28 protein-coding genes are annotated in these 13,157 nt (G+C 33.7%); all 28 read right to left on the bottom strand.

Annotated features, from left to right (window positions below):
* Positions 1 to 6 precede the first annotated feature (6 nt).
* Genes rpsK through rpsJ form a run of 28 tightly spaced genes read right to left on the bottom strand, consistent with a single transcriptional unit; the run spans position 7 to position 13,111 of the window.
* Positions 7 to 390, bottom strand: coding sequence for a 30S ribosomal protein S11 (gene rpsK, locus XO10_RS04270; protein WP_014296342.1), 384 nt, complete (start codon positions 388 to 390; stop codon positions 7 to 9).
* Positions 391 to 405: 15 nt separating this feature from the next.
* Entirely contained in the window at positions 406 to 774 is a 369-nt protein-coding gene (rpsM, locus tag XO10_RS04275) for a 30S ribosomal protein S13 (protein WP_014296343.1), read from the bottom strand.
* A gap of 22 nt (positions 775 to 796) precedes the next feature.
* Positions 797 to 913 (bottom strand): 50S ribosomal protein L36, encoded by a 117-nt coding sequence (gene rpmJ, locus XO10_RS04280; protein ID WP_014296344.1) that lies wholly within the window; start codon positions 911 to 913, stop codon positions 797 to 799.
* Between the two features lie 4 nt (positions 914 to 917).
* Positions 918 to 1,169, bottom strand: coding sequence for a translation initiation factor IF-1 (infA, locus tag XO10_RS04285; protein ID WP_014296345.1), 252 nt, complete (start codon positions 1,167 to 1,169; stop codon positions 918 to 920).
* 19 nt (positions 1,170 to 1,188) lie between these two features.
* A complete protein-coding gene (gene map, locus XO10_RS04290) occupies positions 1,189 to 1,941 on the bottom strand; it encodes a type I methionyl aminopeptidase (protein WP_014296346.1) in 753 nt (250 codons plus the stop codon).
* Positions 1,938 to 2,597 (bottom strand): adenylate kinase, encoded by a 660-nt coding sequence (locus XO10_RS04295; RefSeq protein WP_014296347.1) that lies wholly within the window; start codon positions 2,595 to 2,597, stop codon positions 1,938 to 1,940. Before XO10_RS04295 ends, map begins: the two co-directional genes overlap by 4 nt.
* Positions 2,598 to 2,599: 2 nt before the next feature.
* Complete coding sequence (secY, locus tag XO10_RS04300) at positions 2,600 to 3,877, bottom strand: preprotein translocase subunit SecY (RefSeq protein WP_014296348.1); 1,278 nt, start codon at positions 3,875 to 3,877, stop codon at positions 2,600 to 2,602.
* Positions 3,877 to 4,332: a 50S ribosomal protein L15 gene (gene rplO / locus XO10_RS04305; protein WP_014296349.1), complete on the bottom strand. Its 456-nt coding sequence runs from the start codon at positions 4,330 to 4,332 to the stop codon at positions 3,877 to 3,879. Before rplO ends, secY begins: the two co-directional genes overlap by 1 nt.
* A 13-nt stretch (positions 4,333 to 4,345) precedes the next feature.
* A complete protein-coding gene (rpmD, locus tag XO10_RS04310) occupies positions 4,346 to 4,531 on the bottom strand; it encodes a 50S ribosomal protein L30 (protein ID WP_014296350.1) in 186 nt (61 codons plus the stop codon).
* Positions 4,532 to 4,534: 3 nt separating this feature from the next.
* Positions 4,535 to 5,047: a 30S ribosomal protein S5 gene (gene rpsE, locus XO10_RS04315; protein WP_041638849.1), complete on the bottom strand. Its 513-nt coding sequence runs from the start codon at positions 5,045 to 5,047 to the stop codon at positions 4,535 to 4,537.
* Between the two features lie 38 nt (positions 5,048 to 5,085).
* Positions 5,086 to 5,448: a 50S ribosomal protein L18 gene (rplR, locus tag XO10_RS04320; RefSeq protein WP_014296352.1), complete on the bottom strand. Its 363-nt coding sequence runs from the start codon at positions 5,446 to 5,448 to the stop codon at positions 5,086 to 5,088.
* Between the two features lie 14 nt (positions 5,449 to 5,462).
* Positions 5,463 to 6,017 (bottom strand): 50S ribosomal protein L6, encoded by a 555-nt coding sequence (gene rplF, locus XO10_RS04325; RefSeq protein ID WP_014296353.1) that lies wholly within the window; start codon positions 6,015 to 6,017, stop codon positions 5,463 to 5,465.
* A 14-nt stretch (positions 6,018 to 6,031) separates the two neighbouring features.
* Positions 6,032 to 6,436, bottom strand: coding sequence for a 30S ribosomal protein S8 (gene rpsH / locus XO10_RS04330; protein ID WP_014296354.1), 405 nt, complete (start codon positions 6,434 to 6,436; stop codon positions 6,032 to 6,034).
* A gap of 13 nt (positions 6,437 to 6,449) precedes the next feature.
* Entirely contained in the window at positions 6,450 to 6,635 is a 186-nt protein-coding gene (locus tag XO10_RS04335; RefSeq protein ID WP_014296355.1) for a type Z 30S ribosomal protein S14, read from the bottom strand.
* Between the two features lie 14 nt (positions 6,636 to 6,649).
* Positions 6,650 to 7,204, bottom strand: coding sequence for a 50S ribosomal protein L5 (rplE, locus tag XO10_RS04340; RefSeq protein ID WP_014296356.1), 555 nt, complete (start codon positions 7,202 to 7,204; stop codon positions 6,650 to 6,652).
* Positions 7,205 to 7,221: 17 nt separating this feature from the next.
* Positions 7,222 to 7,539, bottom strand: coding sequence for a 50S ribosomal protein L24 (rplX, locus tag XO10_RS04345; protein WP_014296357.1), 318 nt, complete (start codon positions 7,537 to 7,539; stop codon positions 7,222 to 7,224).
* 9 nt (positions 7,540 to 7,548) lie between these two features.
* On the bottom strand, positions 7,549 to 7,917 hold the full coding sequence (rplN, locus tag XO10_RS04350; protein WP_014296358.1) for a 50S ribosomal protein L14: 369 nt from the start codon (positions 7,915 to 7,917) through the stop codon (positions 7,549 to 7,551).
* Complete coding sequence (rpsQ, locus tag XO10_RS04355; protein WP_014296359.1) at positions 7,917 to 8,219, bottom strand: 30S ribosomal protein S17; 303 nt, start codon at positions 8,217 to 8,219, stop codon at positions 7,917 to 7,919. The genes rplN and rpsQ overlap by 1 nt, the downstream gene beginning before the upstream one ends.
* Before the next feature lie 6 nt (positions 8,220 to 8,225).
* Entirely contained in the window at positions 8,226 to 8,432 is a 207-nt protein-coding gene (rpmC, locus tag XO10_RS04360; RefSeq protein ID WP_014296360.1) for a 50S ribosomal protein L29, read from the bottom strand.
* Positions 8,429 to 8,857 carry a 50S ribosomal protein L16 gene (gene rplP / locus XO10_RS04365; RefSeq protein WP_014296361.1) on the bottom strand — a complete coding sequence of 143 codons (429 nt, stop codon included), beginning with the start codon at positions 8,855 to 8,857 and terminating at the stop codon, positions 8,429 to 8,431. Before rplP ends, rpmC begins: the two co-directional genes overlap by 4 nt.
* Positions 8,858 to 8,879: 22 nt before the next feature.
* Positions 8,880 to 9,512, bottom strand: a complete 633-nt coding sequence (rpsC, locus tag XO10_RS04370; RefSeq protein ID WP_014296362.1) for a 30S ribosomal protein S3 — start codon at positions 9,510 to 9,512, stop codon at positions 8,880 to 8,882.
* Between the two features lie 12 nt (positions 9,513 to 9,524).
* Positions 9,525 to 9,977, bottom strand: a complete 453-nt coding sequence (gene rplV / locus XO10_RS04375; RefSeq protein ID WP_014296363.1) for a 50S ribosomal protein L22 — start codon at positions 9,975 to 9,977, stop codon at positions 9,525 to 9,527.
* A 14-nt stretch (positions 9,978 to 9,991) separates the two neighbouring features.
* Positions 9,992 to 10,276, bottom strand: a complete 285-nt coding sequence (gene rpsS, locus XO10_RS04380) for a 30S ribosomal protein S19 (RefSeq protein ID WP_014296364.1) — start codon at positions 10,274 to 10,276, stop codon at positions 9,992 to 9,994.
* Positions 10,277 to 10,293: 17 nt separating this feature from the next.
* Positions 10,294 to 11,118 carry a 50S ribosomal protein L2 gene (rplB, locus tag XO10_RS04385; RefSeq protein WP_014296365.1) on the bottom strand — a complete coding sequence of 275 codons (825 nt, stop codon included), beginning with the start codon at positions 11,116 to 11,118 and terminating at the stop codon, positions 10,294 to 10,296.
* A 16-nt stretch (positions 11,119 to 11,134) separates the two neighbouring features.
* Positions 11,135 to 11,434, bottom strand: coding sequence for a 50S ribosomal protein L23 (gene rplW, locus XO10_RS04390; RefSeq protein WP_014296366.1), 300 nt, complete (start codon positions 11,432 to 11,434; stop codon positions 11,135 to 11,137).
* Positions 11,434 to 12,111: a 50S ribosomal protein L4 gene (gene rplD / locus XO10_RS04395; protein ID WP_175421170.1), complete on the bottom strand. Its 678-nt coding sequence runs from the start codon at positions 12,109 to 12,111 to the stop codon at positions 11,434 to 11,436. Before rplD ends, rplW begins: the two co-directional genes overlap by 1 nt.
* Positions 12,112 to 12,145: 34 nt before the next feature.
* Positions 12,146 to 12,769: a 50S ribosomal protein L3 gene (rplC, locus tag XO10_RS04400; protein WP_014296368.1), complete on the bottom strand. Its 624-nt coding sequence runs from the start codon at positions 12,767 to 12,769 to the stop codon at positions 12,146 to 12,148.
* A gap of 33 nt (positions 12,770 to 12,802) precedes the next feature.
* On the bottom strand, positions 12,803 to 13,111 hold the full coding sequence (rpsJ, locus tag XO10_RS04405; RefSeq protein ID WP_014296369.1) for a 30S ribosomal protein S10: 309 nt from the start codon (positions 13,109 to 13,111) through the stop codon (positions 12,803 to 12,805).
* Positions 13,112 to 13,157: the final 46 nt, after the last annotated feature.

Genomic DNA, 13,157 nt, shown 5'->3' on the forward strand with positions numbered 1-13,157 from the left:
TTGGCCTTACATTCTTTTTCTTTTCTTTGGTCTACAACCGTTATGAGGTATTGGAGTTTTATCTTTTATATTTTCAATTGCCAATCCTGCTGCTTGTAAGGTTCTTATTGCTGATTCTCTTCCAGCTCCTGGTCCTTTTACATATACATCAAGTCTTTTTACACCATATTTTAAAGCTTCTTTTGCAACTTTATCTGCTGCTAACTGTGATGCATATGGTGTTCCTTTCTTTGTTCCTGAAAAACCAGCTGTTCCTCCACTTGCCCAGAATAATGTATTTCCTGCTGGATCTGTTAAAGTGATAATTGTGTTATTGAATGTTGATTGAATATGCACAACTGCTTTTTCAAGAGATATCTTCTTTTTCTTTTGTGCTGATCTTCTAGCCATTGCTAAACCTCCTTATTACTTTTTCTTACCGATTTTTGAAGGTCTTGGACCTTTTCTGGTTCTTGCATTTGAATGTGTTTTTTGTCCTCTTACTGGTAATCCATTCTTATGTCTGTAACCTCTGTATGATCCGATTTCAATTAATCTTGAAATATTTTTCTGAATTTCCTGTCTTAATTCACCTTCAACAAGGTAATGTTCGTTGATGAAATGTGTAATTTTACTGATTTCATCATCTGTTAATTCTTTTGCTCTTTTGTCAGGATCAATTCCTGTTGATTCTAATATTTCCATTGCTCTGTGTCTTCCTATACCATAAATATATGTAAGAGCAATGAATAACTTCTTGTTGTTTGGTACTTCAACACCCAAAATACGTGGCATTCAACTTTCCCTCCTTTAAAAATTATCCCTGTCTTTGGTTGTGTTTAGGATTCTTTGAACAAATTACCCAAACTCTTCCTTTTCTTCTGATAACTCTACAGTGTTCACATCTTTTTTTAACTGAGGCTCTTACCTTCATTTGCTCATTCCTCCTCGCTGCTTGGATTTTTCTTTATTCTTTCTCTTCTTATTATTCTTCCTCTGTTTAAATCATATATTGATACTTCAACTATCACTCTATCTCCTGGAACTAATCTTATAAAGTTTTTTCTCATTTTTCCAGAAATATGTGCCAATATTTTATGACCATTATCCAATTCCACTCTAAAAGTAGCATTTGGTAATGACTCAACAATATGACCTTCCATTACAATAACATCATCTTTTTTTGCCACGATAATCACCTCTCGGGCCTTAATCTAATTTTGTTAATACTTCAGGACCATTTTCTGTTACTACAAGACTGTTTTCATAATGTGCAGATAATGAGCCATCTGCTGTTACTGCTGTCCAACCATCATCAAGCACTTTTACTCGCCAATCTCCCATAGAAACCATAGGTTCAATAGCAAATGTCATGTTTTTTCTAATTAATGGTCCTTTTCCTTTTACACCATAATTAGGAATTTGTGGATCTTCATGTAATTTTCGACCTACACCATGTCCTACATACTCTTTTATTATTGAAAATCCCTGAGACTCTACATATGTTTGTATCGCGTTACCTATATCGCCTATCCTGTTTCCAGGTCTTGCCTGCTCAATTCCAAGCCAGAATGATTTTTCTGTAACTTCAACGAGCTTTCTCACTTCTTCTGGAACTTCTCCGATTATAAACGTTCTTGCGGCATCTGCTATGTATCCGTCTAATGTAAGTCCCATATCAATTGAAACTATATCTCCATTTTTAAATACTTTTTCTTTTGTAGGGAATCCGTGAACGATTTCTTCATTTACAGAAATACATGTTGCATATGGAAAACCTGCATAACCTTTAAATGTAGGAATAAATCCTTTTTCTTTCATATAGCTATTTACAAATTTTTCTACCTCATATGCGCTGGATCCCTCAACAACTAAATCCTTTATTTTCTCAAAGAGGATAGCGAGCTGCCTTCCAGCTCGCCTCATTTTATCTACTTCTGAATTAGTTTTTATTAATATCATACTATCCCTTCCAATATATTAAACACTTTTTTTGTAACTATTTCTACCGTACCACTGCCGTCAATCGTAAAGAAATTGTTATTTTTCATATAAAATTGTATTACAGGATATGTTTTTTCCATATAAACTTTGTATCTATCTCTTACTACATCTTCTTTATCATCATCTCTCTGGATTAACTGCGTTCCACATTCATCACAGATATTATCAACTTTAGGTTTTAATGTGATAAGATTGTAGATTTTACCGCATTTTGGACAGATTCTTCTGTTTGTAATCCTTTTTACAACTGTTTCTACATCTACTTCGAAATATAATGATGCAGTAATTGGATTTTTTATTTCTTCAAGTAATTTTTCCAATCCTTCTGCCTGCGGTAATGTTCGCGGAAATCCATCAAGAATAAATCCCTTTTCTACATCTTTTTGCTGTAATCTGTTTTTAATTACTTCGAGCATTATTTCATCTGATACAAGCTGGCCTTTTTCAAGAATTTCTTTTACTTTATTACCAAGCTCGCTACCAGAAGCAACTTCTGCTCTTAACATATCTCCAGTGGATATGTGGGGAATTCCATATTTTTTTGAAACCTCTTTAGCTATGGTTCCTTTTCCAGCTCCCGGAGGTCCAAAGAATAAAAGGTTTAATTTAGACATTATTATCTCCTCCCGCGGAGTTTCCCCTTCTTCATAAATCCTTCATACTGTCTTGTGATCATGTGCGCTTCAATCTGCTGCATTATATCAAGGGCAACCCCAACTGAAATAAGTGCTGAAGTTCCACCAATCCAGATATTTACACCTGCTGCACTTCTGATTAAGTATGGTAATAATGAGATAATTACAAGGAATACTGCACCAATAAATGTAACTCTCATCATTGTTTTTGTTATGTAATCTGATGTTGGTTTTCCAGGTCTAATTCCTGGTATAAATCCACCATATTTTTTGATGTTTTCTGAAATGTCGTTTGGATCAATAACAACTGAATTATAGAAATATGCAAAGAAGAATATTAAAATTGCATATAATACAAGATATAATGGTGTTCCATAACCAAACCATTTGCTTACCCAACCTGCACCTGTTGCTGTTGCAAGCATTGATGGTAATGTCATAATTGCTGAAGCAAAGATAATTGGTAAAACTCCTCCACCATTAACCTTTATTGGTATGTATGTTGATGCTCCACCATAAATCTTGTTTCCTACAACTCTTTTTGCATATTGAACGTTTATTCTTCTTTCTGATGTCTGTAAGTAAATTGTACCAATTACAACTGCAATTGCAATAATTATAAGTACTATCCATTCAAATACGCTTAATCTTCCAACAAAACCACTTGCTATGTACTGTGGATATCTTGCAACAATACCTGCAAAGATCAATACAGAAATACCATTACCTATACCTTTTTCTGTTATCATTTCACCTAACCATAATAAGAACATTGTACCTGCAACAATAGAAATTGTTGAAACAATTAAGAATACAAAATAATTTAAATTTGCTGCTCTATAAGCAGAAACACCCATAGAGAGGAATAAACCTTGAAGGATAGCAAGACCTAATGTTACCTGTCTTGTTAACTTTCCAAACTTTTTCCTTCCCTCTTCCCCTTCTTTCAACATTTCTTTCAAACTTGGTATTACAGATGACAATAACTGTAATATAATCGATGCATTAATATATGGTGTAACACTTAAAACAAATATAGAAAATTGTTTTAAAGCACCACCAGCAAATATATCAAAAAAACTTATTAATCCCTGTGATGATGTTCCAAGTCCAGCTAAAAAGCTTTCCCATCTTGCTAAATCTATTCCAGGAATAGGTATATAAATACCAACCCTGAATGCAATAAGTGCTAACAATGTAAATATAATACGATCCCGGAGTTCCGGGATCTTCCACATATTTTTAAATGCATCTTTCATTATTCGATCACCTCGACCTTACCGCCGGCTGATACTATTTTTTCCTGTGCTTTTTTACTAAATGCATGTGCTTTTACTGTTAATGGTTTTGTTAATTCTCCATTTCCGAGAATTTTTACACCATCATTTAACTTCTTTAATATTCCTTTTTCAAGTAATTTTTCTGGTGTAACTTCTTCATTTGCTTCAAATCTGTTTTCTAAAACTGATACATTTACTATTGCATATACCTTTTTGAAAGGTGCATTTGTAAATCCGTATTTTGGAATTCTTCTGAATAATGGTGTTTGACCACCTTCAAAACTTGGTCTTACTTTACCTTTACCTCTTGATTTTTGACCTTTGTGTCCTTTACCTCCAGTTTTTCCTAACCCAGAGCTCCATCCTCTTCCGGTTCTCTTTGCTACTTTTCTTGATCCTTCGGCGGGTCTTAAATCAGATATTTTAAGAGACATCTTTGCTACCCCCTCATTCTTCAATTTCTTCAACTGTTACAAGATGTTGAACTTTTCTTATCATTCCTCTTATTTCTGGTCTATCTTCTTTTACTACTACCTGATTTGTCTTTCTCAATCCTAAGGCATCTAAGGTGGCGAGTTGTCTGTAATTCTTACCCGCTCTTCCTCTTACTAATTTTATTTTTAACTTAGCCATTTATTATCCCTCCTTATGGGCACCCTGGAATACCTTTGTTACACTCAAATCTCTGAGTTCTGCATATTCTTTTGGTGATTTTAATTCTTTCAATCCGTTTAATGTAGCTTTTGCTAAATTAATTGATGTTGTTGAACCCAATGCTTTTGAAAGGATATTGTGTACTCCTGCTAATTCAACAACTGCACGAACTGCTGCAGAAGCAATAATACCTGTACCAGGTCCAGCTGGTTTTAAAAGCACTTTTGAAGCATCCTGTCTTCCAAATACTTCATGTGGGATTGTTCCATTTTTTACAGGAACTTCTATCATATTTTTCTTTGCATTTTGAATTGCTTTTCTTATTGCTTGTGGAACTTCTCTTGCATTTCCACTTCCTACTCCAACTTTACCATTTCTGTTACCTACTACAGCTACAACCCTGAATGATATATTTTTACCACCAGTTGTAACTTTTGTAACTCTTCTAATTTCTATTATTCTTTCTTCAAATTCTTCAGCAGCTGCTGAAGCCATTAAATTTTTATCTAAGGCCATTATCTGTCAACACCTCCTTAAAACTCGAGACCTGCTTCACGTGCAGCATCTGCTAATGCTTTTACTTTTCCGTGATATTTGAAGCCGCCTCTGTCAAATGCTACTTTAGCAATACCTTTTTCTTTTGCTCTTTTAGCAACTAATTTTCCTACTTCTTTTGCTGCATCAATGTTCCATGTCTTTTCAAGATTTAATTCTTTATCTAAAGTAGAAGCAGCTGCCAATGTATGTCCTTTTGTATCATCTATAATTTGAACATAAATATGTTTATTGCTTTTGAAAACTACCATTCTTGGTCTTTCAGGAGTTCCAAAAACTTTTCTTCTAACCCTTAAATGTCTTTTTCTTCTTAATTTTTTTCTTGGTGTGGGTTTAATCATCTGGTCAGCCTCCCTTAAACTTTCTTACCTTGTTTTCTAATGATTACCTCGCCAACATATTTGATACCTTTTCCAGAGTATACATTTGGTTTTCTAAATCTCTTAATTTTTGCTGCAACTTCACCAACTAAGTATTTGTCAATTCCTTTTACAATTACTTTATTTGGTGCTGGTACTTCAATTGTTATTCCTTCTGGTGGAATATATTCTATTGGATGTGAGTAACCAAGTTCTAATACTAATGTTGAACCCTGTAATTTTGCTCTGTATCCAATACCAATAATTTCTAATTCTTTTGTGAATCCTTCTGTTACACCTTTAATCATATTTTTAACAAGTGATGCATATGTACCCTGGAACATATTGATTTTCTTTGCATCACTTTTTCTTTTCATTGCTGATTCATTACCTTCTACTTTTATTTTATTATCTTCAATTACGAATTTTACATATGGTAAATATTCCTGTGTTAATTCACCTTTAGGGCCTTTTACTTTAATTTCTTTTTCGTTTACTGTCACTTCTACCCCATTTGGTATATCTATTGGATTTTTTGATATACGTGACATTTATTCAGCACCTCCTACCAAACGTAACAAATTAATTCTCCACCGACTCCGAGTTCTCTTGCTTCTTTGTCGGTAAGAACACCTTTTGAAGTTGAGATTATTGATATTCCCATTCCACCTTTTACAACTGGAATTTTATCTTTTGATACATATACTCTTCTACCTGGTTTTGATACTCTTATTATGCTCTGAATTACTCTTTGTCTGTTCTTTCTGTCACCTTTGTATTTTAACTGTATTTTTAATATACCCTGTTTTCCATCTTCGATAAATTTATAATCTGCAATATAACCTTCTCTTTTTAATATTTCAGCTATATTTCTCTTTAAGTTTGATGCTGGAACTTCTACACTTTCTTTCATAACAAGGTTTGCATTTCTTATTCTTGTAAGCATATCTGCTACGGGATCACTCCACATTAAGATTCCCTCCTTACCAACTTGCCTTTTTAACGCCTGGTAATTTTCCTTCCAAGGCTAATTTTCTGAAACATACTCTACATAAACCGAATTCTCTATATACAGCTCTTGGTCTTCCACAAACTATACATCTTGAATATTCTCTTGTCTTATATTTTTTTGGTTTTTTCCATCTTGCAACCATTGATTTTTTTGCCATTATTTACCTCCTCCTTAATCTCTCTTGAAAGGGAAGCCCATTAATTGAAGGAGTTTTCTTGCTTCCTCATCTGTCTTTGCAGTTGTAACAATAGTAATATCCATACCCTGTACTCTTTTTACCTGGTCTGGTTTTAATTCTGGGAAAACTAATTGTTCTGTTAACCCAAATGTGTAATTTCCTCTTCCATCAAAGCTATTTGGATTCATACCTCTGAAGTCCCTTAATTTTGGGAAAATTATATTAATTAATTTGTAGAGGAAGTTGTACATTTTCATGCTTCTTAATGTTACTTTTGCACCAATAGGCATTCCTTCTCTTAATTTGAAGTTAGCAACACTCTTTTTTGCTCTTGTAACTACAGCTTTTTGGCCTGTAATTATTGATAATTCCTGAGCGTGTTTTTCAACTACATCAGCGTTTCTTGAGCCCTCACCAATACCCATATTCACAACAATTTTTACGATTTTTGGTACTTCATGAATGTTTTTGTATCCAAATTCTTTCATGAGGGCTGGAACTACTTCTTTTTCATATTTATCTTTTAAAGGTATAAATTCGTATCTCATTATCTATTCCTCCCTCATTAAACCTTATCTATGATTTCGTTACATTTTCTGCAAACTCTAACCTTTTTGCCTTCTTCGAGAACCCTGTAACCAACTCTTGTTGGTTTTCCGCAGTTTGGACAAACAACCATTACTTTATTTGCATATATTGGTGCTGGTTGTTCGATAATTCCACCTTCTCTTAACTGCTGTGTTGGTCTCTGATGTTTCTTTACAATATTTACATTTTCTACAATAATTTTATTTAATTTAGGCATTACTCTTAAAACTTTACCTTCTTTACCTTTATCTTTACCAGATATTACTCTTACTAAATCGCCTTTTTTTACTTTCATGCTCTCACCTCACCATACTTCTTGTGCAAGAGATGCTATTTTTGTGTAACCTGCTTCTCTTACTTCTCTAGCAATTGGTCCAAACACACGTGTTCCAACAGGCATATTGTTTTTATCTATTAAAACAGCTGCATTTTCATCGAATCTAATATGTGAACCATCTTTTCTTCTGATTTCTTTTTTTGTTCTAACTATTACAGCTTTTACAACCTGACCTTTTTTTATGTCTGTGTGAGGAATAGCTTCTCTTACTGAACATACTACAACGTCGCCTACTGTTCCTACTGATTTATGAAATCCACCTAATACTCTTATTACTCTTAATACTTTTGCTCCAGAATTATCTGCAGCTCTTAAATATGACTCAGTCTGTATCATTATGCGTCACCCCCAACTTCTTCCACTGTTTCGGGTGTTTCATTATTTTTTTCCGCAAAAATGTTCTTTTCAACAATTCTTACAACTTTCCATGTTTTTGTTTTTGAATATGGTCTTGATTCTTCTATTTCTACTATATCTCCAATACCACATTCATTGTTTTCATCATGAGCATGGAATTTCTTTGATTTCTTAACGAACTTTTTATATATAGGATGTTTTATTCTTCTTTCAACTTTAACAACAACTGTTTTATCCATTTTGTCGCTAACAACTTCGCCTATTAATGTTTTTTTAGGCATTACTCATTACCTCCTTATACCCAATTCCCTTTGTCTGAGAATTGTTTTTATTCTTGCTATGTCTCTTCTTACCATTTTTATGGAAGCAGTATTTTTTATCTGACCTAATTCGTGTTGGAATCTCATTTCAAATAATTTTTTCTTTGCTTCTTCTAATTTTGTTTTTAATTCTTCATCTGTTAAGTTGATTAATTCAGCTACTTGTTTCTTCATTTTGCTTCCCCCCTTATATGGTACCTGGGTACTATTTTTGTCTTGATTGGTAATTTTGTTGCTGCGTATTCTAATGCTTCTTTTGCTAATTCTTCAGATGTTCCAGCAATTTCAAATAAAACCTTTCCTGGTTTTACTACTGCTACCCATCCTTCTACGTCACCTTTACCTTTTCCCATTCTTGTTCCAATTCCTTTTGATGTAATTGGTTTATCAGGGAATATTTTAATCCATATTTTACCGTTTCTTTTTAATGTTCTAACCATTGCTAACCTACATGCTTCTATTTGTTGTGAAGTAATCATTGCTGGTTCTAATGCTTTTAAACCCCATTCGCCAAAGTCAACTAATGTTCCGCCTTTGGCTTTACCTTTCATTGTACCTCTTTGTATTTTTCTATATTTATATCTTTTTGGCATTAACATTTACATCACGCCCTCCTTTAGTTCATAACTGAGTGTCGCCTTTATAAACCCAAACTTTTATTCCGATAGTTCCAGATAATGTTTGTGCTTCAGCAGTTCCGTAATCAATGTCTGATCTCAATGTTTGTAAAGGTAATCTTCCTTCCATATACCATTCAGTTCTTGCGATTTCAGCACCGTTTAATCTTCCTGAAACCATTATTTTAATTCCTTTTGCTCCTCTTTTTAATGCTGCTGAAATTGCTCTTTTCATTGCTCTCTTATATGATGCCCTTTTAACAATCTGGCCAGCAATGTTTTCTGCAATTAATACAGCGTTTGTTTGAGGATTTCTAATTTCGTCTATGTTAATTCTTACGTTTCTATCATTTACCATGCCTTCAATTTCTTTTTTCAATGCCTGAATTTCTGCACCTTTTCTTCCAATAATTATTCCAACTCTTACTGCTTTTATTGTTATGTTTATTTGTGTTGAAGAAGGTCTTTCAATTAATATATCTCCAATTCCTGCTTCATAATATTTTTGTTTTATGTAATCTCTTATTTTTAAATCTTCTTTTAAATATTCTGCATAATTATCTTCACTAAACCAGTTTGCTTTCCATGGTTTTGATATTCCTAACCTGAAACCATATGGATGTACTTTTTGACCCACGGATATTCCACCTCACTTCTGAGATTTTAACTCTTTTTCTTTTTGTCTGTCTCTAACAACAACGGTAATGTGTGACATTCTCTTTAAAAGAATATCAGCTCTTCCTCTTCCTCTTGGCCAAAGTCTTTTCATTCTTGGACCATCATTTACATATACTTCTGCAACATATAAATCGTCTGCATTTAAGCCAAAATTGTTTTCTGCATTAGCAATAGCAGATACTAATACTTTATATGTTAATCTTGCAGCTTTTTTAGGGCTGAACATTAATATCTGTAATGCTTCATCAACATTTTTTCCTCTTATTGCATTTATTACTGATCTTGCTTTTTTAGGAGATATTCTTAAGTATTTTGCTGTTGCTTTTGCTTCAATTTTTGGCTGTGCTGCTTCAGCTTCTTTTCTTAATCTATGATAAACTGACCTTTTTAACCTTTTACCATCTTGAACTCTTGATACAGCCATGATTACGTCCCTCCTCATTTCACCTTGCCTTTTTTAGCCTTTTTATCAGCGTGACCACCAAATCTTCTTGTTGGTGCAAATTCACCTAATCTATGTCCAATCATGTGTTCTGTTATATAAACAGGTATATGTTTCATTCCATTATGTACAGCAATTGTATGTCCTATCATTTCTGGTAATATCATTGAAGCTCTGCTCCAAGTCTTTATTACTTTCTTTTCTCCTTTTTCATTCATTTCTCTTATCTTTTTCAACAGACTTGGGTGTACATAAGGCCCTTTCTTTAAAGATCTACTCACTAACAGCACCCCCTAGGTTACTTTTTTCTTCTTCTTACAATAAATTTATCTGATTTTCTCTTTCCACGTCTTGTTTTGTATCCTTTTGCAGGTGTTCCCCAAGGACTTCTTGGAATATGACCTTTACTTGCACCTTCACCACCACCCATTGGGTGATCAACTGGGTTCATAGCCATACCTCTAACGTGTGGTCTTCTTCCTAACCATCTTGTTCTACCTGCTTTACCGAATACTTCGTTTATATGATCTTCATTTCCAACCATACCTATTGTTGCCATACCTTTAATGTGAACTTTTCTTAATTCACTTGAAGGCATTCTTAATAATGCGTATTTTCCTTCTTTTGCCATTAATTGTGCATATGTTCCTGCTGATCTTGCAATCTTTGCACCTTTTCCAGGTTCAAATTCTATATTATGAACTATTGTACCCACAGGAATATTTTCTAATGGCAATGCATTACCTGGCTTAATTTCTGCATCTGGTCCTGAAACTAATGTTTCTCCAACCTTAACTCCTTTTGGAGCAAGAATATATCTCTTTTCACCATCTGCATATACTAATAATGCAATTCTTGCGCTTCTGTTTGGATCGTATTCTATAGATACAACTTTTGCAGGTACCCCAAATTTATCTCTTTTGAAGTCAATAACCCTGTATCTTCTTTTGTGTCCGCCACCTCTATGTCTCATGGTAACTCTTCCATAAGAGTTTCTACCACCAGTTTTTTTGAGAGGCTTTATCAATGATTTTTCTGGGGTATCCTTTGTAATTTCTGAGAAATCTGTGATTATCATAAATCTCCTGGAAGGAGTTATTGGCTTAAACTTTTTAAGACCCATTTCAGCTCACCTCTCCTTATAAATTACCTTGAAGCTCTTTTATTACATATCCTTCAGCTAACTTAACAATAGCTTTTTTCCATGATCTTGTTTTACCTTCAAATCTTCCCAATCTCTTTGGTTTTGGTTTTACATTCATTGTATAAACCTTTTCAACCTTTACATTAAATAATTCCTCAACAGCTTTTTTTATTTCAGGCTTTGTTGCATCTTTAGCTACTTCAAATGTATATTTGCCCTCGCCCATTAATAAGTATGTTTTTTCTGTGAGGACCGGCCTTATAACAACGTCATAATTAAATTCTTTTTTAACCATCAGCCGAGCACCTCCTCGATCTTTGCTACTGTATCTTTTGTAAGGATTACTTTTTCGTTGTTTATTATGTCGAATACATTTAATCCATCTACATTCACTTTTTTACCATCTTTACCCTGATTTGGGTTATCAGCAATTATAACCTTTACTGTTGGAATATTTTTTGCTGATAATTTTACATTAATATATCCATCTTTTTTCCAAGGTAATACTACTAATGTTTTTGTGTTTTCAAATCCGAAGTTCTTTAATACTTCTTTCATAGATTTTGTTCTTGGTTTTTCAAATATCAAGTCATCTATTACAATAAGATTATTTTCTTTTACCCTTACACTTAATGCTGATTTTAATGCTAATCTTTTCATTTTCTTTGTTAATTTTTTTGACCAATCTCTTGGTTTTGGTCCAAATGTAACTCCACCGTGTCTCCATAATGGTGACCTTATTGATCCTGCCCTTGCTCTTCCTGTATGTTTCTGTGACCAAGGTTTTCTTCCGCCACCTCTAACTTCTGCTCTTGTTTTTGTTGAAGCGGTTCCTCTTCTTCTATTTGCTAACTGCATATCTACATATCTGTATAACAAGTCTGTGTTTGGTTCAATTGCAAATATTGAATCTTTTACATCAATTGTACCTATCTTTTCACCTTTAACTGAATAAAGGTCTAACTGAGCCATTTCTTCTTACCTCCTCGTTCTTCATTTTCGGGGCTTACTTTTTGATTGCTTCTCTGATTATTAACAATCCACCCCTCGCACCTGGAACTCCACCTTTAACTGCTATAAGGTTGTTTTCTTTATCTATTTTTACGACTTCTGAGTTTAATACTGTAATTCTTTCATTTCCGTAATGTCCGAACATCTTTTTACCTTTGAATACTTTTGCTGGTTCTGTGTGGTTACCTGTTGAACCTAAAGCTCTATGGAATTTAGAACCGTGTGTTTTTCTTCCTCCACCAAAATTCCATCTTTTAATTACACCAGCGTAACCTCTACCTTTTGACCAACCTGTTACATCTACTTTTTCTCCTTCTTCAAAAATTGATACATCAATTGTCTGACCAATTTCATATGCATCTACGTCATCAACTTTGAATTCTTTAAGAACTCTCATTGGTTTTACGCCTGCTTTTTTGAAGATTCCAAGCTTTGGTTTGTTTACTTTGTATTCTTTTACTTCTTCAAAACCAACCTGAATAGCTTTATAACCATCTTTTTCTTCTGTTTTTTTCTGCACTACTACACATGGTCCAGCTTTTATAACTGTGACCGGGATGGCTTTACCATCTTTATAAACTCTTGTCATACCTACTTTTCTTCCTAAAATACCTTTCATGCTAACTTCACCTCCAGAGCCCGATCATTAAAATTAAGCCTTCATATCTACTGATACACCTGATGGTAACTGAATTTTTAATAATTCTGTTACTGTTTCCTGTGTTGCATCGTAGATGTAAATAACTCTTTTATGTACTCTTTTTTCAAATTGTTCTCTTGAATAGTTGTATTTATGTGGTGATCTTATAACACTGTAAATTGTTTTTTCTGTTGGTAGTGGAATAGGTCCTGAAACCTTTGCACTGCTATTTTTAACTGCATCTATTATTTTTTGTGCTGATTCATCTAATAATCTATGATCATATGATTTTAATCTTATTTTAATCAACTTTTTTGCCATACTGACCCTCCTTTAAGCATTTAGCAAAGGGAGCGTGGAAGCTCCC

It is taken from the genome of Marinitoga sp. 1135 (assembly GCF_013363245.1).
Taxonomy (GTDB): domain Bacteria; phylum Thermotogota; class Thermotogae; order Petrotogales; family Petrotogaceae; genus Marinitoga; species Marinitoga piezophila.